This is a genomic window from Marinobacter halodurans, assembly GCF_004327985.1.
GTDB lineage: Bacteria > Pseudomonadota > Gammaproteobacteria > Pseudomonadales > Oleiphilaceae > Marinobacter_A > Marinobacter_A halodurans.
In genome coordinates, this window is sequence record NZ_SJDL01000013.1 from 13148 (window position 1) to 37351 (window position 24204).

Sequence of the window (24204 nt, forward strand, 5' to 3'; positions counted from 1 at the left end):
GCGCCCCTACCTACAGACCGAGCTCGTCGCGGACCTGTTGCCAGTTGTCCCGCGTCATCAGCTTGCCCGTCGTCTGGGTATCCGCCGGCGGCTTCTCGCCTTCGGTGACCCAGTTGTAGAGGTTCAGGGCACTCTGTCGGCCATGCATGGTGGAACTGACCGCGATGGTGCCGTAGAAGCCCGTCGGCTTTTCCCGTGAGAATTCGGCGAATGCGGCGCCGGAGCCGTTGATGCCCACGCCAATCACGTCATCGGCGGTCAGGCCATACTGCTCGCTGGCGCGAACCCCACCCAGCACGCTCTCCTCGTTCAGCGCGTAGATGACCCAGTGCTTGAACTTGCTTTGCTTGGAAAACACCGGCGAAGCGGCGGCGAAAGCGCTGCTGGTGTCCGTGTTCTGCTGGGGTGCGTCGAAGATGTTGTCCTTGTTGAAACCGGCTTTGACCAGGGCATCCGTCGCGCCATCCGTGCGCTCCTTGGCGGTGGGCAGCTCATAGTTGCTGATGCGCAACGCCGCCACGTCGTCCATGTCCCACCCGCGGGCCTTGATCTGTTCGGCTATGGTGTTGCCGACCTGCTGGCCGATCTTGTAGCCGGACATACCCAGGTGGGGAACGCCCTTCATCGGATCGCCGTCCGAATTGACGAAGCGGTCATCGACGGTGACCACCTTCATGTCGTACTGGTCCGCGCGACGCTTGATCACCGGCCCCAGGCGCACATCCGGCGGACAGATGACGAAGCCCTGGGCGCCCTGGGAGTGGAGGTTATCGATGGCGGAAAGGACTTCCTGGCCGTCGACACCCGACAGCTTCACCACTTCGAATCCGTCTTTCTTGCCGAGCTCGGTGGCCGCACGCTGTTCATTGATGAACCAGGCCTGTTCCGGCTTCTTGACGATAAATCCCAGGGTGATGTCCTCTTTCGCCGCGTGGGCGGACATCAGCGGGAGGCAGGCGACACTGGCACCAATAACCAGTGTCCGGAGCTTACTAAGAGATAGCATGAACGTCTCCTGAGTGCCTCTTGGGCACGGTTTGTTGTTGTTACGCACACGTCCTGTGTCCTGAAGACAGTCCCACCTTAGGGCGGCCAGGGATATCCTACAAATCCCAATTTTAGCCATTCTTGATATGCTTTTTGATATCAATACTTGCTTGACCGAAGTCGTTCTCAAGCCAGCGCCAACAGAGGCCGCATACAAAAAGGCCACCGACGGCCTGGTGCCGACGATGGCCTGAAACGGGTCTCGACGATCAACGCGCGGAGAAGGTATACACCGTGCGTGAGTGATAGGTATCGCCCGGTTCAAGGATGGTGGAAGGGAAGCCGTCCTGATTCGGCGAGTCCGGGAAGTGCTGGGTCTCCAATGCGAAACCGGTGCGATGCCCGTAAGCCCGGCCGGATTTTCCGGTCAGCGTGCCGTCCAGGAAATTCCCCGAATAGAACTGGATGCCCGGTTCTGTCGTGGCGATTTCCAGGATCCGGCCACTGTCCGGTTCGGTCACCCTTGCCGCCTGGACCAGTTCGCCTTTACTCCCGTCCGGGCGATTCAACACGAAATTGTGATCGTAGCCCGGACCGTATTCCAACTGGGTATTGTCCTCGTCAATCCGCTTACCAATCGCGGTGGCTTGACGAAAATCAAACGGCGTTCCCTCCACCGAACGGATTTCGCCGGTTGGGATCAAGGTGTCGTCCACCGGCGTGAACGCATCCGCATTGATCATCAGTCGATGGTCGAGGATGCTGCCGCTGCCCTCGCCTTCCAGGTTGAAATAGGAGTGTTGTGTGAGGTTAACCGGCGTTGCCTTCGTGGTCGTCGCGTTATACTCGACGGACAGCGTGTCCTGGTCACCCAACGTGTAGGTCACGGTGACATCCAGCTTGCCAGGGTAACCTTCCTCTCCGTCCGCACTGACGTACTTCAGGATAACCCCCGCCCCTTTATCGTTGGAGAAAGGCTTCGCGTTCCATAACACCTGGTTGAACCCCTTGTTCCCCCCGTGGAGGTGGTTGGGGCCGTTGTTCTTCGCGAGATTGTAGGTCTGGCCGTCGAGGGTGAACTGGCCGCCGGCAATCCGGTTGCCGTAGCGGCCGATCAGCGCGCCGAAATACGGATTCGATTTCCGGTAGGCATCGGACAGGTAGCCCTCCAGGGAGTCGAAGCCCAGCACAATGTCATCGACATCGCCGCTGCTGTCCGGCGTGCGTAGCGAGACGATGATACCGCCGTAATCGGTCACGGCCATCTCGATACCGTGCGCGTTGGAGAATCGATACAGCCTGGCCTGGCGGCCATCCGGCAGCGTCCCGAAGACTGACGTTGTGACGGCGCCTGTCGATGCCTTGGCGTTATCGGCGGCTGCGGCCTGGCCACTGACGGCGAGGGCCAGGACCAGGGGTGCGGACAGGGTTATCCATTTCATGGTTGTGCTCCTGCTTTTGGGTTTGTTGTTGTTTGAAGAAGTGGACGCGATGGCCCGATGTCACGTTAGACTAGGGTTTGATACACGACTAATACCGTTTTTCAGGAAAACCAATAACAAAATCAATATCCCCAAATACAGGACACGCCTATGGCCGCACTCGCCAGCGATTGGTTCCTCCGTGCACGACTGAAACTGCGCCACCTACAACTGTTCCTGGCGCTGGACGAACACCGCAACCTGCACCGGGCGGCGGAAAGCCTGTCCATGAACCAGCCCGCCGCATCGAAACTTCTCAATGACCTGGAAGAACAGCTCGGAGTGGTGTTGTTCGACCGGCATCCCCGCGGGATGACCCCCAACTGGTACGGCGAGATCATGATCCGCCACGCCCGCAGCATCGTCTCCCAGCTCACCCATACCGGCGAGGAAATCAACGCCATGCGGGAAGGCAACGCGGGTATGGTCGCCGTCGGCGCCGTCATGGCTCCGGCGGTCACCATCCTGACCAGTGCGGTGGAGCGGGTTCACCGGGCACTGCCCGGCCTCAAGGTCAGAATCGATGTGGATGTCAGCAAACGGCTGGTGCCACGGCTGATCGAAGGCGAATTCGATTTCGTCGTCAGCCGCATACCGGAAGGTTTCACGGCGGAACACTTCATCTTCGAGGAAATCGGGGAGGAGGATATCTGCATCGTCTGCCGCGAAGGGCACCCGGCAATGGGTGAGGCACCGGTTTCGCTGGAGGCGTTGACCGACTACCCCTGGTCCCTGCAACCACCGGGCGCCCTGCTCCGCCAGCGGGTCGACAACCTGTTCCTGCACTACGGCGTGCAACCCCCGAAATACATTGTCGACTCGCCGGACTTCCTGGTGTCCCTGGCCCTGGTGGACAAGTCCGATACGCTGACCGTAACCACCCGCCAAGTGGCTGAGATGCTGTGCGCTCCCCAGCGGTTCAGCATCCTGCCCTTTGGCGAGCCCATACGGGTCCAGCCCTACGGCCTAGTCAGCCTGCGGGACAAACGCCTGTCACCGGGGGCGTCGGCCCTGATGAAGACACTGCGTGACATCATTCGCGAGAAAGCCTGAGTCCCCTGTGGCTGGCCGAGTCAGTCCCGTTGCCAGTGAAACGGATCTACGATGACACGACGCCCCAGGAGGAAGGCATCGGCCACGTGCCGGAGGGGGCTGGCATCCACGTCATGCTCACCACGGCCGATCAGTTCGGCAAAGCGCTGGTAAAGCCCCGGATATTCCTGCTCCGGCGCCTCCAACTGGAGTTCACCGTCGACAAGGAGCTGGCTGCCCCCCTTGGACAGGGTCAGCTTCCCGCCATCCGTTTCGATATGGATATCCCAGATCTGGGGCCCTTGCTGGCGGAAGTCGAAAGCCGCGTTGACCGGGTAGCCGGCGGCACTGGCAAAGCCCAGGTCGGCGGCGATTGGCGCCTGCCGGTTATCCGGCACGGCCAGGACGCCCTCGCGGAAGAAAAACGGCTCGTCCAGAATTGCCGTGGCGATCGACAGCGCGTTGATCCCGGGGTCAAACACGCCCATCCCACCCGGTTCCCAGATCCAGTCCTGGCCGGGATGCCAGACGCAGACATCCTCTTTCCATTCGATATCGACGCCGATAATACGGCGCGACTTAAGCCACTCCCTTGCCGGCGCTACGGCCGGGGCATGACGGGAATGCCACGAGGCAAACAGCGTCCGGTCCGCAACGCGAGCCTGCCGCTCAAGCTCACCGACCTCTGCCAGGGTCGCCCCGGGCGGTTTTTCCAGCAGGACATGACAGCCCCGCGCCAGCGCCTCGCTGGCCAGTCCATAGCGCACCGCCGGCGGCACGCAGAGGGCCACGGCGTCCATCTCCGGCACCGCATCCAGCATGGCCGTCATGGAAGTATAGTGTGGCAGGGAGTCCGGCACCCTGGAGGGGCTGGCCACCGCCACCAACTCGTAGGCCGGGTTGTCATTGAGAGCGGGCAGGTGCTGATCGCGCGCAATCTTGCCGAAGCCCACGATTCCAATCCTGATAGCGGACATAGTGTTCTCATCTGATCGTTGAAAGACTGATGCCCTCACCTTAACGGGACTGACGAATATCTTCTAATAGCGATTCCCACCGGTTTCGATATGCATTCTGGTATAGCGGCCATCCTCAGCCCACAGGCTGCTTGAAGTATGGCAGCAGCCTTTTCTTCCAGAGGCGCTGCGGGACCTGGATCCAGCGCGGCTTCTGCTGGTAGAGGCGTCGAATAAGAAAGTCAGGATCAGACTACGCTGGCCGTAGGATTCAAGGACGTCTGGCGCTCACTCCGTAGCCGTTTTCTAGTCAGGAAAAACCGAGGTTATTCGCCTGTGTAATTCAGTTAACTGTTGTCATGCGGCTGCAACAGGTATCCTAGGGCACTTTAAAGCCGGCAACGCCCCAGGCCGGCAAACCAAATTCCTTACGATCCGGTAACTGCCTGACTGTACTGCTCCATGCCGAAATCATCTTTCCTTACCAGACGCTCCCGCCACGTCCTGCTGGCCATCGCGGTCATCTGCATTACGATCGGCCTGCTGTGGCAGTCCGAGCCTTCCAGCGCGGTTTCGATCCCCATCAAGCAGGTGGATCTGCCTGCCGGCAAGACCTCCGCTGCGCCGGAACCGGATGCGGCGGAAGAAGCCAAAGCCGCTGCCCAGGCGTCGACACAGGAGCCGGACGGCCCGTTGAGCGCTGCGACCGAACCCCAGCCAGTGGTTTACGAGATCCAACCGGGGGACACCCTGAGCGAAATCTTCGACGCTCACGGTATTTCCGCCAATACCCTGCACAAGCTGCTGGAAGCGGATGCCGAGTTCCTGTCGCTGGAGACCATCCAGCCCGGCACCACACTGACCTTCACGCTGGATGGAAAGAACCAGCCACAGAAGGTTGATTTACAACTGGATGTTGCCCGGACCGTCTCCTATTCCCGTACCGAAGACGGCGGCTTCGAACATCAGGAAATCACCAAGCCGCTCCACTGGGACCGCCAGCAGGTCAGCGGCGAAATCCACGGCAGCTTCTATGCCTCGGGGCTCAAGGCCGGACTGGACAAGGCACAGGTGGCCAAGGTGGGCCAACTGCTCAAGAGCAAGCTCAACTTCCGCCGGGACCTGCGTGCAGGCGATACCTTCTCGGTCATCGTCGGTCACGAGCACACCGATACCCAGGCCACGGGCAACACACGGATCGATGCAATCGAACTGCACCGGGGCTCCAAGACCTACTACGCCTTTCTCTATTCTGACGGCAACTACTACGACGAGACCGGCGACAGCGTGACACCCGCTTTCCTGCGCTGGCCCACCAAGCAGCACTATCGAATCACTTCGCCGTTCGACCCGAACCGCCTGCACCCGATCACAGGCCGTCGTGCCCCACACAATGGCGTGGATCTGGGCTCTCCGTCGGGCACTCCGGTCATGAGTACCGGTGACGGCATCGTTTCGCGGATCGGCAACCACCCATACGCCGGCAAATACGTTGAAATCGAACACAGCGGCACGTACAAGACCCGCTACCTCCACCTGAGCAAGATCCTGGTGCACCGGGGCGAGACCGTAAAGCGAGGCGAGAAAATTGCTCTATCAGGCGCCACCGGCCGTGTCACGGGTCCACACCTGCACTTCGAGCTGCATGTGAATCATCACCCGGTCAACCCGCTGACCGCCAAGATACCGACCTCCGCCCACGTACCGGCGGACCGGATCGCAGCGTTCCGCAAGCACATTCGCCCCTTGATGGCCCGCCTTAACGTGCCGAGCTATCTACCGGCCCGACAGGCGCGTGATAAGACCGGCGCCGAGAAGATACCCACCCAGGCCAGCAACAGCGACTGGACGCAGCAATGCCTGCGGCCCGGACAGTGCCGCTTCAATTGAATGGCCGGCAGACACAGAAATGAAAAGGGGCGTGAATTCACGCCCCTTTTTTGGTTCTAGCCGCCGTGTTTTGAGAGTGTGGTGTAGAGTGAATCCTTGAGCTGCGCCCGCTCCAGCTTCAGTTGATTGAAATGGGCGTCGTCCGTGGGAACCTCCCGGTATTCAAGCCCGCGTATGGACTTGTCCAACTTGTCGTAGTGGTCGCTCATTTCCTTGAACTTGACGTCTGACTTTCGTAATTCCCGGATCAATTCCCGAAATTCCGGGAAATCCTCGTGCAAAGCGTGATCACTAATCGACATGTTGACCCTCCTCTTCGAAGTGTGGGCGTGGTCCATACGACCGGAGAAAGCTCAAGCCGCCTGGCGTTTGAACCTGATCGGGTGGAGGAACGCCTTCCGGCTTGCGTATTCCGGGCTGATAACGGTTTCGTGAGGTATCGGCATCATCATCTATGCGGCCCATGATGCGGCAACGTTCCGTGCCGCCTGGGACAAATATAGCATTCCTCCTGAACAGCCGTCGCGTTGCCGTCACACGGGTTTTGACGATGGTATCGGCGTCGGAGTTCCTTGCACGCATGACTTGCAAAATACGGATTTTACGGCACGCTGAAAGACAGGGGGGCCTGCAAAGCATCCCCCGGGCGTTCCGGACGATTCGGCAGTCCACGGAGCGCCGCCCAACCACCACAAGGGAAGATCCGGCCTGATGCCCTGGTTCGAATACCTCCTGCCCTACGATTTCTCGCCGTTGACAGTGGCCGCCTACCTCGGCGCACTCGTGCTCTACGGCCGGGCCCTGCCGCGCCTGCCGAAAACCGAGCGCCCGGACGCCTGGCGTATCTCCGCCTTCGTGCTGGGGCTCGTTGCCTGTTACACGGTGATGCAGACCCGGTTCGACTACTACGCCCAGTACACGTTCTTCATTCACCGGGGCCAGCACCTGATCCTGCATCACATCGGCCCCTTCCTGATCGCCCTGTCCAATCCGCTGCCGGTCCTGCGTTACTGGCTCCAGCGCCTGCCACGGACCGCTCGGCGCCTCGGTGCGCCCCTGGGATGGATCTATCGGCTGCTCCAGCAACCCGCCGTGGCAGCGGTGCTGTTCGTGGGGCTGATCTACTTCTGGCTATGGCCGCCGGTCCACTTCGACGCGATGCTCAATCGCCAACTGTACTGGACCATGAACTGGAGCATGCTGCTCGACGGGCTGCTGTTCTGGTGGCTGATGCTGGATCCGCGGCCGCCGGTCCGGGGCCAGACCCTGGGCCACGGTCAACGCATCCTGATCCTGGCGCTGGTGGCGTTACCGCAACTGGTGTTGGGAGCGGTTATCGTCTTTGCCCATGAGTCGCTCTACGACATCTACGATGTCTGCGGTCGCGCCTGGCCGATTGCACCACGCACCGACCAGTTGCTGGGCGGTTTGCTGACCTGGATTCCACCAGCCATGATGAGCATTGTCGGCATCCTGCTGATGCTCCGGCGGATCATGAACGATGGCCGCCAGTACAGGCAGGCCAACGGGGGTATCGCATCATGAGCACCTATCGACGCACCACCACGGCCCTCCTGCTGGCCAGCAGTGTCCTCGCCTTGCTCATGGGCTGTTCTGACGGCAAGCGCCATTGGAACGGCAAGGACATCAGCGGCGTCATGCCGGATCTGGCCTTTACGCTGCGCGACGTCGATGGCCAGACGGTTCAACCGGACGACACGGCCGGCCAGGTCCGGGTGCTGTTCTTCGGCTATACGTCCTGCCCGGATGTCTGCCCGACCACCCTGGCCTATCTGCACAAGGTCATCGAAAAGATGCCCGCGGACACACGTGACGACATCACCGCCCTGTTCGTCAGCGTCGACCCCAGGCGCGACACGCCTGAACGGCTGGGGCGCTACGTGGCCCATTTCGACAGCCACATCGTCGGACTCACCGGTCCGGAAGACGCGTTGCGGGAACTGGCCAAGCGTTACCGCACCACCTTCGGATACGGCGATCCCGACAGTGACGGAAACTATGCCGTCTCACACAGCAGCGCCATCTACGTGTTCGACGGCAAAGGGAGGATTCGCCTGCTGCTGAAACAGGACATGCCCCAGCAGCAGGCAGCGGACGATCTGGCGCAACTGGTGCGTCAGGATCTCTCCTGAGCACACATGGACCGCAGGGCGTCGGCGGCAATGGCGAACGATTTCACCCGCGCGGCATGATCGTAGATCTGTCCGGTGACGATGACTTCGTCGACACCGGTGCGGGCGACAAACGCCTCAAGTCCTGCCGCAACGGTGGCAGGCGACCCGGCGGCCGACTCGGCCAGCGCATTCGCGACCTGCCTGCGCTCAAAAACACTGCCAACCTGTTCCGGATCGTCCACGGGCGGCTTCAGCGGCCCCGGCGTTCCTCGACGCAGGGCTATGAACTGCTGCTCCATCGACGTCATCAGGCGGCGCCCATCATCGTCGGTGTCGCCGGCAAACACGTTGAAACCCGCAGCCGCGTACGGCGCATCCAGGTATTGCGATGGCTCGAACCGTTCCCGGTAGACCCGCAGTGCATCTCCCAGCATGTCCGGCGCAAAGTGGGACGCGAATGCAAACGGCAGCCCCAATGCGGCGGCCAGCTGTGCACTGTAGAGACTGGACCCCAATAGCCAGACCGGCACATCCAGGCCCATTCCGGGAACCGCCCTGACCTTCTGTCCCGGCTGCTCCGGCTGGAAGTAGTGCAACAGTTCCTGAACGTCCCTCGGGAACTGGTTGGCGCCGTCGACCTGGTCACGCCGCAGCGCCATCATGGTGGCGCCATCCGTGCCGGGCGCCCGACCCAGCCCGAGATCCACCCGGTCAGGATACAACGATGCCAATGTGCCAAATTGCTCGGCGACGACCAACGGAGCATGGTTGGGCAGCATGACGCCGCCTGCCGCAATACGGATCGTTGACGTGCCCTCGGCCACGAACCCCAGTGCCACCGCCGTCGCCGCACTGGCAATGCCGGTCATGTTGTGGTGCTCGGCCATCCAGAAACGCCGGTAACCCTGGCGCTCGGCCTGCCGGGCGAGATCGCGGGAGTTGCGCAAGGCACGGCCCGCATCGCTGCCGACGGTGATGGGCGATAGATCGAGGACGGAGAATGCTCGCATGAACGCTCCTATGGGTCGAAAAACCAGGAGGGGAAACAGGCCGGGCCGATGTTCCCGGCCAGACCCAGAGACTAACGCGGCGCGCTGGCAGGCCGGTTGCCCGATCCTGCCAGCTTCTTGCATTGAAGCACGTCGTCGGTAACGGGAGGTGACCAGTCCCTCAGGAGCCCAGGATGTGGCTGAAGATACTGGTCAGGATAATCAGCCCTGCAATCCAGCCTATGGCGGCCGGCCAGAAACTGATCATCGGCTGCCGCTTTTCCCGACCATCCGCGTTCTCCGCCTGACTGGCACCAGGGCCCCGGTGCAGCGGGTCGTCAAACGGGTCATTCGTCGACCGCTCCTCGGTCAGTTCGGCCTCGTCCAGCTCCGGCCAGCCAAACCACTGGGAGAGAAAGGCGAGGACCGGCTGCGGCAGGGAGCCGTCATCGATGTAGGGCTTGAGGCGCGGATAGAGCGCATCACTGGCGGCTTCCCGCACGACATCCCGGTCACCCGGCGGTTCGGTGAGGATGGCGCGCCAGATGTTGGGGTCAGAGCGTCGATGGCTGTCGTTCAGCATGGCGTCGACCTGGAGGACGATCTCACGCACCACCTGCTGATCCCGGGCGTCCAATGCCGGCGTGGGGCCGGAGGCCGGCGCCTCCGACACCGCCGGCGTTTCCGGCTCCGGGGACGGCTCGGATACGGCAAAACCGCCTTCCCGAAGTGCCTGGCGATAGGCGTCATCCAGTTCTGACAGGGCCTCGCCGGTGGCAAACTTGCGCTGCGACGCATAGGCCTTTTCAATACGCTCGCGATTGTTGGTCGGTGAAATTCCAAGGACTTCCCAACAGGTCATAGATTCAAACTCCGGCAAAATGTCGTCGAAGTCGAGAGACAGTCGCCGTCGACTTCACTATCATGAAATACATGTAATCCAAAACAGAAGAAAAGCTGCGGACACCTTCCGCAGATTCAAAAAAGCGCTCGGCAAAGTACGACTAAAAAATGACGACAACTCCCTTACCCAGATGGAATAAGGGCCTTGTGGCCCTGTTGGCCAGTGTGGCCATCAATACCTACGCACAGGATAACACGACCTATCCCACCATCCCTTCCGGATCTACAGACCCGTCCATGTCGGAAGGGTTCGAAGAGGGCTATGATTTTGTCCTCGAACAACCCATCCCCGAAGTCCTGTCGACCACCAAACTGCGCCAGCCCAAATCCCGGGTTCCCGGCACAACGACGGTGATCCAGGGTGAGCTGATCCGGGATCTGGGCATTCTCAACATCTGGGAAGTCTTCCGGCTGGTTCCCGGGATGACCGTGGGATTTGTGCAGAGCAACCGGCCGGTGGTCAGTTACCATGGCACCGTCGCCGATGATCAACGCCGCCTGCAGGTGCAGATCGATGGGCGTACGGCCTACCAGCCCAGCCTTGCCGACGTGGACTGGCACGCCATGCCCGTGCCCCTGGAAAACATCGAGCGGATCGAGGTCACCCGCGGGCCGAACGCCGCCGCCTATGGCATCAATGCGTTCCTGGCCACGATCAACATCATCACCAGGTCGCCCCAGGACACCCATGGCGTGAACATGCGCGTTCGCGCCGGCGACCACGGTTACAAGCAGGCCTATGGGTCGGTGGGCGACCAGGTCGGCAATTATGACTGGCGCCTCTCCTACAGCCGCCGCGAATCCGAAGGTTTCGACTACCGTTTCTATAACCCGGACGGCCCATCGGTCCGGGACGGCCAGCGCAAAACCTTTGACGACAGCTTTCGCTTCAACACCATCAACTACGATTCGATCCTGAATGTCGACCCGGACAACGCCCTCGACGTTCGCCTGGGATACAGCGACGTCTACGACGAGGAAGACGCCCAGCAATACGGCGAGGAATTCGGCATCCAGGGTATCCCCGCCGAGACAGGCGATGACTACTACCTGCAGACCAAGTGGACCCATACCCTCAGCCAGCGCCACTTCTTCCACATCCAGGTCAGCTACCAGGACTACAATCGCCGCCAGCGCTGGCGCAGCTGTATCCCCGCAGGCACCAACGTCGGCGGGACCGTGCTGCCGCTGGAGCTCTGTGCCGATACCAACCAGGATATCGATGAAAACCGTCTGGAGTTCGAAGTGCAGGACACCTTTGCCTTCAGTAACGACCTGCGCTTCGTCAACGGCGGCGGATACCGGGAAGACCGGTTCAACTCGGACACCTATTTCAATGGCAGGGGCAGCAACTACCAGACGCTGCTGTTCTCCAACGCGGAATACACCCCTATCCACTGGTTTACCCTGAACGCAGGGGCAAGCTGGGAAAAGACGACGTCGCTGGACGACGATTTTATCTCCCCCCGCGTCGCCACCAACTTCCAGCTCACCGAAAACCAGACCCTACGTTTCGTGTTTTCGAAGGCTGTGCGTACACCGGACGCCTTCGAGCAGGGTGCTGACTGGGGCTACCGCGCCACCAATGTGGAACCGGCGTTTGCCTACGGCTTCCTCGAAGGCCAACGGCTGCTCGATTTCCAGGCACCGGGCGACCTTCATGAAGAAACCATTATCTCCCGTGAAATCAGTTACTTCATCCAGCAGCGAATGGGCATGGGCCTGTTCTCGACAGAAGTGAAATTCTTCCATGACAGCCTGCGGGACATCATCAGCGGTGTGATTTCGGTCAGTGGTCGTTGGGATCTGTGCAATTGTGTCGCCATTGACCAACAGGGCATCGAAATCGAGAGCTCCCTGGAATACCAGCAAAGCCAGTTCCGGCTGACCTACGCCTACATGGATCAGGACTCGGAGTATCGCGGGCCACCCCCTCCCCTCGGAGAAAACCAGAAAAAGCGCTACATTCGCCTGCAGAATCGCCTGACCGCGCGGAACTCGGGCAGTTTTGCCTGGATCCAGCGGTTCCCTCGATCCATCACCACATCCGCGGCCTACTACATTGCCGCCGACCTGGGCGAGTATCTCTATGACCGGATCGATGCGCGGGTTGCCAAATCCTTCTACTTGCCACGCTCGACAGTCGAGTTAGCGGCCATCATGCACTATTATCCCCATGACGACCCGATCATGTTTCCCGACAACCAGTACGAAAACCAGACACAATTCTTTTTCGAGGCGTCGGTCAAGTTCTGACGCCGTGTAGTCCAGGTAGATGCCCATGGCACCAGGGATGGATGCCGCCCGCGGAGGCGGCAGATAATCGGATGTTTTTCAGACGAAGCCTGACCATCGTGCGGCGCATCCGGCAATCGGCCCGGCGGGCATTATGCCCGCTGTTGGCGCTGCTCTGGCTTTCCCCCGTCTGGGCCCAGGGCACGCTCCACGCAGCCGATGACGGCCGCTCTCATGTGGTGTTCCTGGCAGGCTCCGAAAACATCTCCTTCAACCTGGTTTTCAGGAAGCGGCTGGAAGAGGCCCTGCCGGAGGGAATCCGGATTGCCCGCTACGCCACTGACGCCGCGAAAAAGAGCCCCGACTCGCTGATCTTGACCCTGGGCGCCTCCCGTCTCAACGATGTGGTCCAGCAGAACCCGGACTCGCCGGTGTTGGCCCTGATGGTGACGGAGGACCAATTTTCCCAGTACCAGGAACTCGACAACCCGTCCGTCACCGCCGTTTACCTGAATCCCCCTCTCAAACGCCAAGCCCTGCTGGGCCGGCAGATTCTCCCCCAGGCGACCCGTGTGGCCCTGTTGGCCCGGGCCGGAAAAGAACAGCAATACAGTGAGCTCGCCGATAGTCTGGCCGAGTACGGGCTTGAGCTACGCGTCTTTACGGTCGAGGACCGGCAGAGCCTGGTATCGACGCTCAGCCGGGCCCTGAACTACGGCGATTTCCTGCTGGGCACGCCCGACCCGGAGATCTATAACCGGCAGACCATCAAACACATCCTGCTGACCGCCTACCGTCACAACCGCATCCTGATCGGCCCGGAGCGGGCCTTCGTGCAGGCCGGTGCCCTGGCATCGACCTACACCTCGACGAATACCATTGTCAGTGACGCGGCGAAGACTATTTCCGACTACGTGCGTTCAGGGCAGTTGCCCCGGCCCCATTACCCGACCCGCTTTTCGGTGCTCTTCAACGAGCAGGTGGCGCGCTCCCTGAACATTCCCCTTCCCGACCGCGAATCGGTCCTGCAGGCGCTTCAGCGTCTCGAGTCATCATCGACAGGAGTGGGTAATGAGTAACCGGCAACGCCCGCTGAATCGCCAACTACTGTTGCTGGGTACCGTACCAGCAATACTCATGTTCCTCGTGCTGCTGATATTCTTTACTTCGGTACGCCTGGAAGACGTGCGTCGTGACCTGTTCCGCTCCACCCAGGTGGTCGCGGACAACCTGGCCCCGGCGGTGGAGTATGCCGTGGTCTCTGGCAATCACAAGGCGCTGCAGCAGATTCTCGAGCGCACCCTGCGCCGCAGCGACGTCTCCTGGATTCGCGTACGCGATGTAGGGGGTACCGTGGTCGGCCTGGAGACCGGCAAAGGGGTATTCCCGGACAGCGGTGACTTTTTCGTTTTCGATGCCGATATCCTGCAGCAGCCCCTGGAAATGGACAGCGACAGTGACAGCGAACTGGACTGGTTCGGCCCCGGCTTTTCCAACAGTTCCGGTGCCATGCGCATCGGTTCGGTATCGGTGGCGGTTTCCGGGTCACGACTGACGGCCCAGCGGCAGGAGATCATCTTCACCTCGTTTGCGGTGGCGGTATCGGTGCTGATCGTGACGCTGTTGATCATCAACCAGATCGCCCATCGCATTTCCCGCCCGATCCAGAAGCTCAGCGGTAACGTGAAGAAGTTGATGGAAGGTCGCTATGAGCCCCCGGATCGCTCGTCACATGCGGCGCGGGAGATTCAGGACCTGGAGAGGAACCTGAGCGCCCTGACCTATCACCTGGAGCACCTGCGCTCCTCCAGGGAGAAGACACTGGAAGCCTCGGAACAGGCCCGTGAGCGGGCGGAATCGGCAAGCCGTGCCAAGTCCGAATTCCTGGCGATGATGAGTCATGAACTGCGCACCCCGCTCAACGGGGTGCTGGGCATGCTCGAACTGGTGGCCGAAGACCCCATGACGCCCCGGCAGAAGGACTACATGCAAACCGCGCGACGGGCGACCGAAGACCTGCTGACCGTGATCAGCGACATCCTCGACTATTCCCGGGTGGAGCGCGGTACGCTGGTACTCGAGCACCGGAGTTTCAACCTGCGCCAGTTGATCGAGAATTGCGTTGCCACCCATCGCCACGAGTGTGAAAGCAAGGGGTTGGAACTGGACCTGCGCTTTATCGGCAACTGGCCCGATCAGCCCAATGTCCGCGGTGACTCGGGCCGGTTCCGCCAGATCCTGGCGGGTCTGCTGGAAAATGCCATCAAGTTCACCGAGCAGGGCCACGTCAGCGTACGCAGCGAATGGCTGGTGATGGAGGGCAACTCCATCTATCTGAGCTGCGAGGTGCGGGACTCAGGCTCGGGTATTCCTTCGGAGCACCTGACCGGTATCTTCAACAGTTTCGAGCAGGTGGACAGCTCCGCGTCCCGCCGTTATGGCGGTACCGGGATGGGGCTGGCGCTGGTGCAGCGCCTGATTGAACTGATGGGGGGGCATATCCGGGTGGATTCCAGCCTGGGATCGGGCTCGGCGTTCTATTTTGAACTGCCTTTCGAGTGCGCCGGCGCCGCCGAGCTGGATAGCGCCGCCGCCCGCCCCACCGGCAAACCGTCCGAACCCGCGGCCCTGTCGGAAACCGCCTCCGAGCCGCTCCGACCCAATCAGGACGCGCCGTTGGCACTGGTGGTGGAAGACAATGAAGTCAACCAGAGGGTGGCTTGCGCCCTGCTCCGACGCTTCGGCTTCGAAACCATCAGTGCGGAAAATGGCGAGGTGGCGGTCAAGCTGGTGACCGAAAGCAAGCACACCTACGACATTGTCCTGATGGATTGCCAGATGCCGGTGATGGACGGGTACGAAGCCGCCCGCTGCATCCGCGCCTGGGAAAGCGCCCAAGACCGCGATCCGCTACCCATCATCGCCCTGACGGCCGACGCGCTGCCAGGCACGGATCGGGCCTGTCATACCGCCGGCATGAATGACTATCTGGCCAAGCCGGTCAGGAAAGACAAGTTGCGCAACGTGATCAACCGCTGGATCCGGTTGCCGGAGACCGGTGCCGACCTGTCCTGACCGGCACCGATCGATAGCGGAATGAAGCTGCAACCTCCTAGCCGACAATCCGCTCCGGCTCGCGCATGGTGACGAACTCTTCCGCCGACGTGGGATGGATGCCCACGGTACTGTCAAACACCGCCTTGGTCGCCCCGGCCTTGATGGCTACCGCCAGCCCCTGCAGCATTTCGCCGGCTTCGGGCCCGACCATGTGGGCCGCCACAACCCTGTCTGAGGCATCGTCAACGATCAGCTTCATCAGGCAACGCTCATCCCGCCCGGACAGGGTGTGCTTCATCGGCCGGAATTCCGTACGGTAGATGCGCAAGCGCCCGTATTGCGCCTTCGCTTCCGCTTCGGTCGGACCCACGGTTCCAATGTTTGGTTGGCAGAAAACCGCCGTCGGAATCGCGGAATAATCCATCTCCCCCTCACCATCACCGAACAGCCGGCGGGACAGCACCATCCCCTGGGCAATCGCAACGGGTGTCAGCTGCGGCGTACCGATCACGTCACCCAGCGCCGTAATGGACGGCACAGCGGTCTGGAAATGCTTGTCCACGGCGATGTGGCCGGATTCGGTCAGCCCCACGCCGACGGCTTCCAGCCCCAGCCCGTCAACCAGCGCACGCCGCCCCGTCGCCGCCATCACCAGCCCCGTGGTCAAACGGGAGCCGTCGTTGAGATCGAGCCTGTAGTGGGCGCCCTGGGCGGTCACGGCGTCGACATTGACGCCGAAACGCACGTCGATGCCTTTCTTGCGCAGTTCGGCAGCGGTAAATTCACGGATGTCGTCGTCGAACCCGCGCAGGAACAGGCTGCCCCGATACAGCAGCGTTGTCTTGATACCCAGACCGGCGAGGATGCCGGCGAACTCGACGGCGATGTAACCGCCGCCCCAGATCACCGCCTCGCCGGGTAATTGCGGCAGGTAGAACATGTCGTTGGACGTCAGGATATTTTCCTTGCCGGGAATATCCGGCACGACCGGCCAGCTACCGGTGGCCACCGTGATGTGTCGGGTGCGTATGCGACGATCACCCACGGAAACGGTGTGCGGATCGTCGATTCGGGCGGTGCCGTTGACGATAGTGACACCGGCGTTCTCCAACAGCCGCTGGTAGATGCCGTTAAGCCGGTGGATTTCCGCGTTCTTGTTCGCGACCAGTGTCGGCCAGTCGAAAGTGACCTGATCCCGGGGAATGGTCCAGCCATAGCCCGCGGCGTCTTCCATGTCCTCGCCGACATGGGAGCCATAGACAAAGAGCTTCTTGGGGACGCAGCCCACGTTGACGCAGGTCCCGCCCAGATAACGGGACTCGACGATGGCGACGCGGGCGCCGCGCTGGGCAGACATTCGGGCCAGGCGGACACCACCCGATCCTGCACCGATGACTACCAGATCAAATTCATAATGCTCCGACACGATGACTCCTCGGCTATGGACATTCAGTGTTCCTGCGGACGGGCGTCCCGGTAGAGGATGTACTCCTTCAGGTCACCCATCCGGATTTCACCCAGGTTACGGAACCCCAGGGACTCGTAGAATGGCAGGTACCGACTGTTGCCGGTATCCAGGACCAGTCCCTGACCGCGCGGATTATCCTTGCACAATCGATCCACGGCCTCCAATAGGAGACGTCCATAACCACGATTCTGGTACTGGGGGTGCACCCCCATCAGGGGCAACTGGTGCACCTGTTCAGCCGGCAGCCGCGCGCGGATCTGCTGGTGGTAGTCAATATAGCGCCGGGTCGAGGCAAACCCCGCCGTCAGCATCATGCGCAGGCGCCAGGACAGCTGGCGGGCCAGGTTGAGGCGCAGCGCCGGGTCGCCCAGGAACGCCACGGCAACCAGCGTATCGTCGGTCATCAGGCCGATAGCGTCCTGGTCCAGCTCGAAGTAAAGATCGATCAGTTCCCGTATCGTCGCCCTGACCCGTCGGTCATAGCCCGGCTTGCGTTCATTGAACAGGTAATGGAATGTGGGTTCGTGTCGATAGGCCTTGTAGAGAATGGAACGCGCTTCATTGACCGCCGTCCGGTCCAGTCGGACGACCGTCGGTTCCGCGGAGGGATCCATATCACTTGCGGTAGCTGTCTGCATCATTCACTTCGCCCCCTGTACGGTGCATCACACCCGGCGGCGACAGTGCCACCCGGGATCAGATCTCGAGTGAAAGCCGGACGCTCACGATGCCCGGTTTGTCCTTGCGGTCGATCGCCGCCTGGTCGATCACGATACCGTGTTCCCGGGTCAATTGTTCGAGCCAGCGAGACACCTGGTTGAACGGCACATTCTCGAGCCAGACCCGCATGCCATCCTCGCCACTGGGCTCAAAACGTTGCAGGGAGAGCCCGGCCTTGCCGGCACTGGCGGTGACGGTGGACATGAGCGAGCGGACATCCGTGATCTGCGATGCCCCCGCCGGTCGTTCACCGGCCGCGGCCATATCCCGGACCTCGGCCTCGTTCTGCTGCATCCAGGCCAGCAGGTCCGCCGCGGACTGCCGCTCACCCAGCGCGTCATCGTGGTAGGCCGCCGCCGGCCGCCAGATAAGGAAATAGATCAGAAACAGCGCAATCGCAACCATCATGATCTGCAGCGCCAGCTGATCCCGCCTGGGCAGGTGGTCATACTGGGTGATCAGTTTCTGGACGGAGGGATTTTTCTTCAGTTGGTTCAGCATGTCAGGACCCTCCACTGACAGTCAGGCGCGCCCGGGCACCATTGCTGTCGTTCACCACCGATCCGATCCGGGCTTCCAGTCCCCGATCGCCAATGGCGCCGCGCAAGGCGCTCAAACGGTCGTAGCTGTCGGCGCGCAGCTCCACGACAAGTTCGCCCCTTTGACGGCTGTAGTTGACGGAATCGAACTGAAGGTTCTGGCCACCGCCCAGCCTGTCGTACTCGGCACCGGCCTGACTCAACAGCGACAGGAAGTCCGCCTGCGGCCCCTGCTGACGCGCGACGCGCAGCCGGCCTTCCAGTACCCGGCGCACATTGGCGGCGGTAGCCCGGGTATCCTGCGGGAAAACGTCGTGATAGAGCGCCATCGCCTGGTCCTCCAAAGCCGCCGCCTGCTGGTGATGGTAGTAGCCCAGACCCAGCTCGACCCCGACCTGTAACGCCAGCCACAGCCCCGCGACGATGGCCGCCGGGCGCCAGACCCGCCAGATACCACTGGCCTTGTCGGCGTGCTCGAAGGGCCCCTGGCACAGGTTGATGGGCTGGCAGAGTTCGTTGTGCTGTGAGTGCGCCAGTAACTCGAGCGGTGTCATCTGCAACACTTCCCGGCTCACCCGCAGTCGCTCTTCGGTTTCGATGGGCCGGACGTTTTCGGCGTAATGTTCCAGATCCTGTTCGCTGCCGTAGAGGGTCACCGGGATCTCGGCGGCGACCTCGTCCTTGCCAGGCTGTGCCAGCGTATAGGCTAAGATGCCCAGGTTCTCGGTTCGCATGCGGAACCATTCGCCCCGGGAACCGGCCACCAGGGCGTTCTCTCCGGCAATACAGATGCACCACCGGGATTCGCTGACCGGCAGCAGCGCGGCATCCGGGTACAAGGCTTCCAGATCCGCCCCCTGGAAAGCATCGAACAGTTCGTGCCAGACGGCCATGCGCTGCCGGTCAATGGCCGCAACGCGGAACCCCTCCTCGCTGCGTTTACCGAGAGCCAGGTGAACGGAATCGATATCCTGGGCAATCTGCTCTTCGACGGCGAACGGCAACGCCTGGCGGACATAGCGCGCCTGCCTGGCCGGGATCTCCGCAAAGCAGAACAGCACGTCGTCCCCCGGCAGCAGCCCCACCAGCAACACGTGTTCAAGGTCATTCCGGGTCAGGGTCTGCTCGATCGTCGCCCGGTCGTCTTCCTGACCGCTGGCCTGGAACACGCCGCTGGCATCGATCAGCGCCCAGTCAAAGCGCTGGCCGTCCATATCGCCATGCAGCGCACTGTAGGGCGCAGCCGGTTGAACATAGAGTCGGTATGACATGAATCCGTAATTCCTTGTTGTTTTCAGGGTGCGCCGTCTTCGTCCACCGAATCAGTCGGAAATACCCAACGCCTCGGCGGCATCCGAGGCGTCCTGACTGTTCCCGGATACCTGGAAACGCTCCTTGGTAATCAACTGGGTCTGGCTCTCATCCCGGCGGACCGTGAACATTTCACCCTGCGGGTTCCGGTAGATTGTCGTTACCAGACGGAATACCCGATCATTAAACGTGATGCGCGAGGCGACATCGAAGAAATTCGTGTTGACCCCCAACCCATTGCTGTTCAGGCCCAGGCCTGCAAACGCCGGGAGTGCCAGGAAATCCTGCACGGTCTCAAAAGGATCATCCTGGCGCTGCTCGATGACCGTCTCCACCTGCGCCGCTGTCAGGTTCTCGTTCAGCGCCTGCAATACCGGTGCTGGCGCCATATTAACATTGATCGCCGTCCCGGCTACCGGCAGCGCCGCCACGTAGGGCAACAGCTTACGATAGGCCTCCTCGGTCATACCGTTGACCAGTCGTAATTCCGAGACGCTGGCAAACGGCTGGTTGGCCGCCCGGTACGGCGGATCCATCCCCAGGTACACCCCATCCTCGGCTCCGTAGGCGTTGACCGTTTCATCATTATCGTCGATCCAGTCGATCAGGGCCTCCACTCGCACCGAAGAAATGTCGAGGACCAGCAGCAGCCGGGCCAGCCGGTCCCGGGCCAGTTGGTTGACGGCGCCGGTGGCATCCACCAGGTTATTCAGGTTGATGCGCCCACCCAGGTCGTTGATCTGCACCTCGACCACTCCGTTTTCCTCGTACGGCAGCACAGCGGAATACTTGGCCCAGACTTCATCGGGGCTGTCGATGTGGGCGCCATCCTCCTCGTCGTCCTTGAAATCCTTGGACAGGATCTGCTCGGCAAAGGCTTCCGCCCCGAAGGCAATGCTCTTGCCCTGACTCTGGGCCAGGTAATGGCTGGCCTTGTAGATGCGCAGTTGCTGCAACTGGGTCATGCCGGCGACCAGCGTCACCACCAGTGCCATGGCCAGCAACACCATGATCAGGGCTACCCCCTGCTGCCTTGCCCGCATCCGTGCCGCCATCATGAACCCGTCTCTCCCGATGGTCCCGGTGTCGACTCCGTCTGACCGCCCGGTTCTTCCTCACCGGTGCCGGACCCATTGGCCGGGCTCACTGACTCGGTGATCGCCCCCTGCGCGGATTTCGGATCGAAATCGGGCAGCACGAAGACGCGCTGCAACTCGCCATAATCGGTATGTTTGATGACGATCGCGACGCCCCGGGGCAAAGGTACCGATGCCAGCGCCGATGGCGAATCGCTGGTCTGCGCGGCGGCCTGATCCGTCGTCGGCCACTCGTCCTGCCAGGTGCCCTGGTCATCCAGGAAACGCACCTCGACGTCCTCGACGTGGGAAAGCAGCAGTTGATCGCGGCCCTTGGCGTCTTCCGCCAGATCCAGTGTGCCCCAGTAACGGCGGTGCAATTCGTCACCGGTGAACTCATAGCTCACCCGTTGCAGGTCGCTGCGCCGGGCACCGGTGGGATTGCGCCAGCCCTGGCGGGTCAACGCCAGCTCGACGCCCTCCTCCCGGCTGGTCATGGCATATCGGGCATCACCGTAGATGTCGCGGACGGGCCGGTTCACCACCTGGTCCAGGTCGCGCTCAATCACCAGCATGGCCCGCTGGATCTGCTCAAATTCCTCGGCGGCCGCGTTAACCCGGTCCCGGGCCTGGATCACGCCGCTGATCATCTGCCAGACCCCCACCCCGATCAAGGCCGTAATGCCGACCGCAATCAGCACCTCCAGCAGAGTGAATCCGCCTTGCTTCGGCCGGGCCGATGCGCACTCAATAGTCACCGATGAACCCCGTCATGCTGGACAGTTGACGCTTTTCGCTGTCCTCCGGCGCGAGGAATACCGTGACTTCGATGCGACGAACATTCTCATCCTGAGTGCCGCTGACCACGGTCTCGACCTGCCAGTGACGGTTGGCGTAGTCCAGGTCATCGGTTTCCTCGGACACTTGCGGAAGATCGGATTGCAAACGCAGTTGGGCCACTTCGTTCTCGGCGATCCAGGTGGCCATGGTGCGGTCGCGGACCCGTTCAAAGGTACCGATGTAGTTGCTGGCCACTTCCGAGGCCGCAGTGGCGATCAGGCCGAAGACCAGCACGGCGACCAGGACCTCGATCAGGGTAAATCCCCGTTGCCGGAGCGGTGGGCGATGCACGGTCACAGTGGCTTCTCCTCTCCAGGCGGGTGCCACTTGAGGCCGTTCAGGCCATCGGTATCGATGCGATAGACCGGCTCTTCCTCGTCGCCGACGGCCAGTTCCATATCGAACGGCGTGGTTTCGCCCGACGAGTAGAAAACGATATCCGGGCGCGGCGATTCTTCGTCGTCCTCGGTACCGGGCAACTTGGGCAGGTTGTCTTCGGTATGGTAGACCACGGCCATCCACTCCGGGAGCTGCCGTGGCGCGAACAAACGCTCTTTCTGGCGCCCCCAGGTCTGCTTGGCATCGTCATACATCAGGAATCGATAGCCGTTGTCGTCGATCAGCAGTCCCAGTTCCTGATTGTTGAGTACCGCCTGCTCGGATGCCGTCTGCATCAGCAGGAAAAGCTCGCGGGCGCGATTCTCAAGCTCCCGCTGCTGGGCGCCGCCGCCCAGGTTCACCACGGCAATCACGGCAAGCAGGCCCACCAGGACCAGCACCACCATGATTTCGATCAGGGTAAACCCGCGCGAGCGGCTCATAGAACCACCCGGTTACTTGTCAGGATTGTCCCGAACGCTGATGTCCGCGGCGTCGCCTTCGCCCCCTTCACGCCCGTCGGAACCGTAGGAAAACAGGTCGTACGGCCCATTCACGCCCGGGCTGATGTACTGGTACTCGTTCCCCCAGGGATCCTCCGGCACGCTCTTCAGGTAGCCGTCCGGGTTCCAGTTTTTCGGCTCCGGGCTGCCACTGGGTTTGGTAACCAGGGCCTGGAGACCCTGCTGGGTCGATGGATAGCTGCCGTTATCCAGCCGGTACAGATCCAGCGCATTGGCGATGTTGCTCATCTGGGTCTGGGCCACAGTGACCCGGGCCTGATCGCTCCGGCCCAGGATGTTGGGCGCCACGATGGCGACCAGCAGCCCCAGAATGACCATCACTACCATGATCTCGATCAGTGTAAAACCGGCATTCCTGTTCAGTTGTTTCATCGTCATCCGTCTCGTTTGCATCGTCGTCGGTTATCCCCAGGGACGTCCCTGTTTCTGGCTTATGGGGCGGGCTGCCGGCTTCTTGGGGCCGTCTTTCTAACCCACCAGGTTACTCATATTGAGGATGGGCAGCATGATCGCCATCACAATGATCAGCACCACACCGCCCATCACCAGCAGCATCAGCGGTTCGAACAGACCCACCAGCGTCTGGATCTTGGCCTGCAGGGTGTTCTCCTGCATGGAGGCGGTGCGTTCAAGCATGCTGTCCAGTTCGCCACTGGCCTCGCCGCTGGCAATCATATGCAACATCATCGGGGGAAAATAGCCCGTGGCATCCAGCGACTTGTGCAGGCTGGCCCCCTCACTCACCGATTGCGCCGCTTCCCTGAGACGCTGACGCAGGTAGTCGTTGGAGAGTACCTCGCCGGCGATGCGCATCGCCTCCACCAGCGGCACGCCACTGGTGGTCAGTATCGACAGCGTACTGGCATAGCGTGCGGTATTCACGCCTCGCGTCATACCGGAAATGCCCGGCATATGCAGGAGGTAACGATGGAAGCGCAGCCGGTTGGCCTCCTTGCGCAAAGCCATCCGGAACCCAAAAAACAGGGCGGCGAGGATAATGGCCAGGAAGATGCCGTATTGCATCAGGAAATCGGACATCACCAGCAGTCCGCGGGTCAGCACCGGCAATTCCTGACCCTGCTTGACGAAGACCGCGATGATATCGGGCACCACGTAAGTCAACAGGAAGACCACGATGGACAGCGCCACCACGGTCAGGATGATCGGATAGATGGCCGCCAGCTGGATCTTCTGACGGGATTCCTGGCGGCTCTCGGTATAGTCCGCCAGCCGGTTCAACACCAGGTCCAGATGCCCGGCGTGCTCACCGGCGGCTACCGTGGAGCGGAACAGCCTTGGAAACGCCCGCGGAAACTCGCCCAGGCTGTCCGCCAGCGAGTGCCCTTCCATGACCTTGGAGCGGATGGCGATCATCATGCTCTTGATGCGCGGCTTCTCGGATTGCTGGGCCGCAGCGCCCAGCGCCTGTTCCACCGGGATGCCCGACTGGATCAGGGTCGCAATCTGACGCGTGACCAGCGCCAGGTCCGACGCGCTCAGGCCCCGCCCCTTGCGACTCGAACCGCCACCCTTGGCCTCGCGCTCCGAAGCCGTTTCCACCGACAGGGGCGTGAGTTTGCGCTCGCGAAGCTGCTGCCGGACCGCCCTCGCACTGTCCGCCTCGAGAACGCCCTGTTTCTGTTTTCCCCGCGCGTCCAGCGCCTTGTAATTGAAAGCCGGCAT

General features: G+C 61.6%; 23 protein-coding genes. 7 read left to right on the forward strand and 16 right to left on the reverse strand.

Features of this window, described 5'->3' with window-relative positions:
* Window positions 1-10: 10 nt before the first annotated feature.
* Together EZI54_RS10115 and EZI54_RS10120 are read right to left on the reverse strand one after the other, a co-directional pair.
* Entirely contained in the window at window positions 11-1006 is a 996-nt protein-coding gene (locus tag EZI54_RS10115) for an arabinose ABC transporter substrate-binding protein (protein WP_131481584.1), read from the reverse strand.
* Between the two features lie 250 nt (window positions 1007-1256).
* The gene (locus EZI54_RS10120; RefSeq protein ID WP_131481586.1) at window positions 1257-2429 is read right to left on the reverse strand and encodes an aldose epimerase family protein; all 1173 of its coding nucleotides are present in this window, start codon (window positions 2427-2429) and stop codon (window positions 1257-1259) included.
* A gap of 150 nt (window positions 2430-2579) precedes the next feature.
* Here EZI54_RS10120 and EZI54_RS10125 point away from each other — a divergent pair, with 150 nt between their 5' ends.
* Window positions 2580-3521 (forward strand): LysR family transcriptional regulator, encoded by a 942-nt coding sequence (locus tag EZI54_RS10125; protein ID WP_131481588.1) that lies wholly within the window; start codon window positions 2580-2582, stop codon window positions 3519-3521.
* A 20-nt stretch (window positions 3522-3541) separates the two neighbouring features.
* Here EZI54_RS10125 and EZI54_RS10130 read toward each other — a convergent pair whose 3' ends face one another.
* On the reverse strand, window positions 3542-4477 hold the full coding sequence (locus tag EZI54_RS10130) for a Gfo/Idh/MocA family protein (protein ID WP_131481590.1): 936 nt from the start codon (window positions 4475-4477) through the stop codon (window positions 3542-3544).
* Window positions 4478-4918: 441 nt separating this feature from the next.
* Here EZI54_RS10130 and EZI54_RS10135 point away from each other — a divergent pair, with 441 nt between their 5' ends.
* Window positions 4919-6346 carry a peptidoglycan DD-metalloendopeptidase family protein gene (locus EZI54_RS10135; RefSeq protein WP_131481592.1) on the forward strand — a complete coding sequence of 476 codons (1428 nt, stop codon included), beginning with the start codon at window positions 4919-4921 and terminating at the stop codon, window positions 6344-6346.
* Between the two features lie 56 nt (window positions 6347-6402).
* Here the strand turns inward: EZI54_RS10135 and EZI54_RS10140 are convergent, their stop codons facing one another.
* Window positions 6403-6648, reverse strand: a complete 246-nt coding sequence (locus EZI54_RS10140) for an HP1242/YdcH family protein (RefSeq protein ID WP_131481594.1) — start codon at window positions 6646-6648, stop codon at window positions 6403-6405.
* A gap of 409 nt (window positions 6649-7057) precedes the next feature.
* On the opposite strand from EZI54_RS10140, the gene EZI54_RS10145 reads away from it, so the two are divergent.
* On the forward strand, window positions 7058-7891 hold the full coding sequence (locus EZI54_RS10145; RefSeq protein WP_131481596.1) for a cytochrome c oxidase assembly protein: 834 nt from the start codon (window positions 7058-7060) through the stop codon (window positions 7889-7891).
* Complete coding sequence (locus EZI54_RS10150) at window positions 7888-8499, forward strand: SCO family protein (RefSeq protein ID WP_131481598.1); 612 nt, start codon at window positions 7888-7890, stop codon at window positions 8497-8499. Before EZI54_RS10145 ends, EZI54_RS10150 begins: the two co-directional genes overlap by 4 nt.
* Here the strand turns inward: EZI54_RS10150 and EZI54_RS10155 are convergent.
* Window positions 8484-9491 carry an LLM class flavin-dependent oxidoreductase gene (locus tag EZI54_RS10155; protein ID WP_131481600.1) on the reverse strand — a complete coding sequence of 336 codons (1008 nt, stop codon included), beginning with the start codon at window positions 9489-9491 and terminating at the stop codon, window positions 8484-8486. The two genes, EZI54_RS10150 and EZI54_RS10155, sit on opposite strands and share 16 nt — an antisense overlap.
* A gap of 160 nt (window positions 9492-9651) precedes the next feature.
* Window positions 9652-10332: a J domain-containing protein gene (locus tag EZI54_RS10160; protein WP_131481602.1), complete on the reverse strand. Its 681-nt coding sequence runs from the start codon at window positions 10330-10332 to the stop codon at window positions 9652-9654.
* 149 nt (window positions 10333-10481) lie between these two features.
* Here EZI54_RS10160 and EZI54_RS10165 point away from each other — a divergent pair, with 149 nt between their 5' ends.
* From EZI54_RS10165 to EZI54_RS10175, 3 genes are all read left to right on the forward strand, one after another.
* Window positions 10482-12629: a TonB-dependent receptor plug domain-containing protein gene (locus EZI54_RS10165; protein ID WP_131481605.1), complete on the forward strand. Its 2148-nt coding sequence runs from the start codon at window positions 10482-10484 to the stop codon at window positions 12627-12629.
* A 71-nt stretch (window positions 12630-12700) separates the two neighbouring features.
* Window positions 12701-13687 (forward strand): ABC transporter substrate-binding protein, encoded by a 987-nt coding sequence (locus EZI54_RS10170; RefSeq protein ID WP_131481607.1) that lies wholly within the window; start codon window positions 12701-12703, stop codon window positions 13685-13687.
* Window positions 13680-15683 (forward strand): ATP-binding protein, encoded by a 2004-nt coding sequence (locus tag EZI54_RS10175; RefSeq protein ID WP_131481609.1) that lies wholly within the window; start codon window positions 13680-13682, stop codon window positions 15681-15683. The genes EZI54_RS10170 and EZI54_RS10175 overlap by 8 nt, the downstream gene beginning before the upstream one ends.
* Window positions 15684-15720: 37 nt before the next feature.
* Here the strand turns inward: EZI54_RS10175 and gorA are convergent, their stop codons facing one another.
* From gorA to gspF, 10 genes are all read right to left on the reverse strand, one after another.
* Window positions 15721-17091: a glutathione-disulfide reductase gene (gorA, locus tag EZI54_RS10180; RefSeq protein WP_131481611.1), complete on the reverse strand. Its 1371-nt coding sequence runs from the start codon at window positions 17089-17091 to the stop codon at window positions 15721-15723.
* Between the two features lie 23 nt (window positions 17092-17114).
* Entirely contained in the window at window positions 17115-17774 is a 660-nt protein-coding gene (locus tag EZI54_RS10185) for a GNAT family N-acetyltransferase (RefSeq protein WP_423226994.1), read from the reverse strand.
* A gap of 55 nt (window positions 17775-17829) precedes the next feature.
* Window positions 17830-18354, reverse strand: a complete 525-nt coding sequence (gspM, locus tag EZI54_RS10190) for a type II secretion system protein GspM (RefSeq protein WP_131481613.1) — start codon at window positions 18352-18354, stop codon at window positions 17830-17832.
* Between the two features lies 1 nt (window position 18355).
* Window positions 18356-19663: a type II secretion system protein GspL gene (gene gspL, locus EZI54_RS10195; protein ID WP_131481624.1), complete on the reverse strand. Its 1308-nt coding sequence runs from the start codon at window positions 19661-19663 to the stop codon at window positions 18356-18358.
* 51 nt (window positions 19664-19714) lie between these two features.
* A complete protein-coding gene (gene gspK, locus EZI54_RS10200) occupies window positions 19715-20761 on the reverse strand; it encodes a type II secretion system minor pseudopilin GspK (RefSeq protein ID WP_242674411.1) in 1047 nt (348 codons plus the stop codon).
* A complete protein-coding gene (gene gspJ / locus EZI54_RS10205; protein ID WP_131481626.1) occupies window positions 20758-21537 on the reverse strand; it encodes a type II secretion system minor pseudopilin GspJ in 780 nt (259 codons plus the stop codon). The genes gspK and gspJ overlap by 4 nt, the downstream gene beginning before the upstream one ends.
* Entirely contained in the window at window positions 21527-21916 is a 390-nt protein-coding gene (gene gspI, locus EZI54_RS10210; RefSeq protein ID WP_242674412.1) for a type II secretion system minor pseudopilin GspI, read from the reverse strand. The genes gspJ and gspI overlap by 11 nt, the downstream gene beginning before the upstream one ends.
* Window positions 21913-22440 carry a type II secretion system minor pseudopilin GspH gene (gene gspH, locus EZI54_RS10215; RefSeq protein WP_131481628.1) on the reverse strand — a complete coding sequence of 176 codons (528 nt, stop codon included), beginning with the start codon at window positions 22438-22440 and terminating at the stop codon, window positions 21913-21915. The genes gspI and gspH overlap by 4 nt, the downstream gene beginning before the upstream one ends.
* 12 nt (window positions 22441-22452) lie before the next feature.
* Window positions 22453-22899, reverse strand: coding sequence for a type II secretion system major pseudopilin GspG (gspG, locus tag EZI54_RS10220; protein WP_423226995.1), 447 nt, complete (start codon window positions 22897-22899; stop codon window positions 22453-22455).
* A 90-nt stretch (window positions 22900-22989) separates the two neighbouring features.
* Window positions 22990-24204: a type II secretion system inner membrane protein GspF gene (gene gspF, locus EZI54_RS10225; protein WP_131481632.1), complete on the reverse strand. Its 1215-nt coding sequence runs from the start codon at window positions 24202-24204 to the stop codon at window positions 22990-22992.

What these genes read in the sequence shown, in the direction of transcription:
- EZI54_RS10115 (WP_131481584.1), bottom strand. Translation starts at nt 1,006, where the DNA reads ATGCTATCTCTTAGTAAGCTCCGGACACTGGTTATTGGTGCCAGTGTC.
- EZI54_RS10120 (WP_131481586.1), bottom strand. Translation starts at nt 2,429, where the DNA reads ATGAAATGGATAACCCTGTCCGCACCCCTGGTCCTGGCCCTCGCCGTC.
- EZI54_RS10125 (WP_131481588.1), top strand. Translation starts at nt 2,580, where the DNA reads ATGGCCGCACTCGCCAGCGATTGGTTCCTCCGTGCACGACTGAAACTG.
- EZI54_RS10130 (WP_131481590.1), bottom strand. Translation starts at nt 4,477, where the DNA reads ATGTCCGCTATCAGGATTGGAATCGTGGGCTTCGGCAAGATTGCGCGC.
- EZI54_RS10135 (WP_131481592.1), top strand. Translation starts at nt 4,919, where the DNA reads ATGCCGAAATCATCTTTCCTTACCAGACGCTCCCGCCACGTCCTGCTG.
- EZI54_RS10140 (WP_131481594.1), bottom strand. Translation starts at nt 6,648, where the DNA reads ATGTCGATTAGTGATCACGCTTTGCACGAGGATTTCCCGGAATTTCGG.
- EZI54_RS10145 (WP_131481596.1), top strand. Translation starts at nt 7,058, where the DNA reads ATGCCCTGGTTCGAATACCTCCTGCCCTACGATTTCTCGCCGTTGACA.
- EZI54_RS10150 (WP_131481598.1), top strand. Translation starts at nt 7,888, where the DNA reads ATGAGCACCTATCGACGCACCACCACGGCCCTCCTGCTGGCCAGCAGT.
- EZI54_RS10155 (WP_131481600.1), bottom strand. Translation starts at nt 9,491, where the DNA reads ATGCGAGCATTCTCCGTCCTCGATCTATCGCCCATCACCGTCGGCAGC.
- EZI54_RS10160 (WP_131481602.1), bottom strand. Translation starts at nt 10,332, where the DNA reads ATGACCTGTTGGGAAGTCCTTGGAATTTCACCGACCAACAATCGCGAG.
- EZI54_RS10165 (WP_131481605.1), top strand. Translation starts at nt 10,482, where the DNA reads ATGACGACAACTCCCTTACCCAGATGGAATAAGGGCCTTGTGGCCCTG.
- EZI54_RS10170 (WP_131481607.1), top strand. Translation starts at nt 12,701, where the DNA reads ATGTTTTTCAGACGAAGCCTGACCATCGTGCGGCGCATCCGGCAATCG.
- EZI54_RS10175 (WP_131481609.1), top strand. Translation starts at nt 13,680, where the DNA reads ATGAGTAACCGGCAACGCCCGCTGAATCGCCAACTACTGTTGCTGGGT.
- EZI54_RS10185 (WP_423226994.1), bottom strand. Translation starts at nt 17,774, where the DNA reads ATGATGCAGACAGCTACCGCAAGTGATATGGATCCCTCCGCGGAACCG.
- gspM (WP_131481613.1), bottom strand. Translation starts at nt 18,354, where the DNA reads ATGCTGAACCAACTGAAGAAAAATCCCTCCGTCCAGAAACTGATCACC.
- gspL (WP_131481624.1), bottom strand. Translation starts at nt 19,663, where the DNA reads ATGTCATACCGACTCTATGTTCAACCGGCTGCGCCCTACAGTGCGCTG.
- gspK (WP_242674411.1), bottom strand. Translation starts at nt 20,761, where the DNA reads ATGATGGCGGCACGGATGCGGGCAAGGCAGCAGGGGGTAGCCCTGATC.
- gspH (WP_131481628.1), bottom strand. Translation starts at nt 22,440, where the DNA reads ATGAGCCGCTCGCGCGGGTTTACCCTGATCGAAATCATGGTGGTGCTG.
- gspG (WP_423226995.1), bottom strand. Translation starts at nt 22,899, where the DNA reads ATGACGATGAAACAACTGAACAGGAATGCCGGTTTTACACTGATCGAG.
- gspF (WP_131481632.1), bottom strand. Translation starts at nt 24,204, where the DNA reads ATGCCGGCTTTCAATTACAAGGCGCTGGACGCGCGGGGAAAACAGAAA.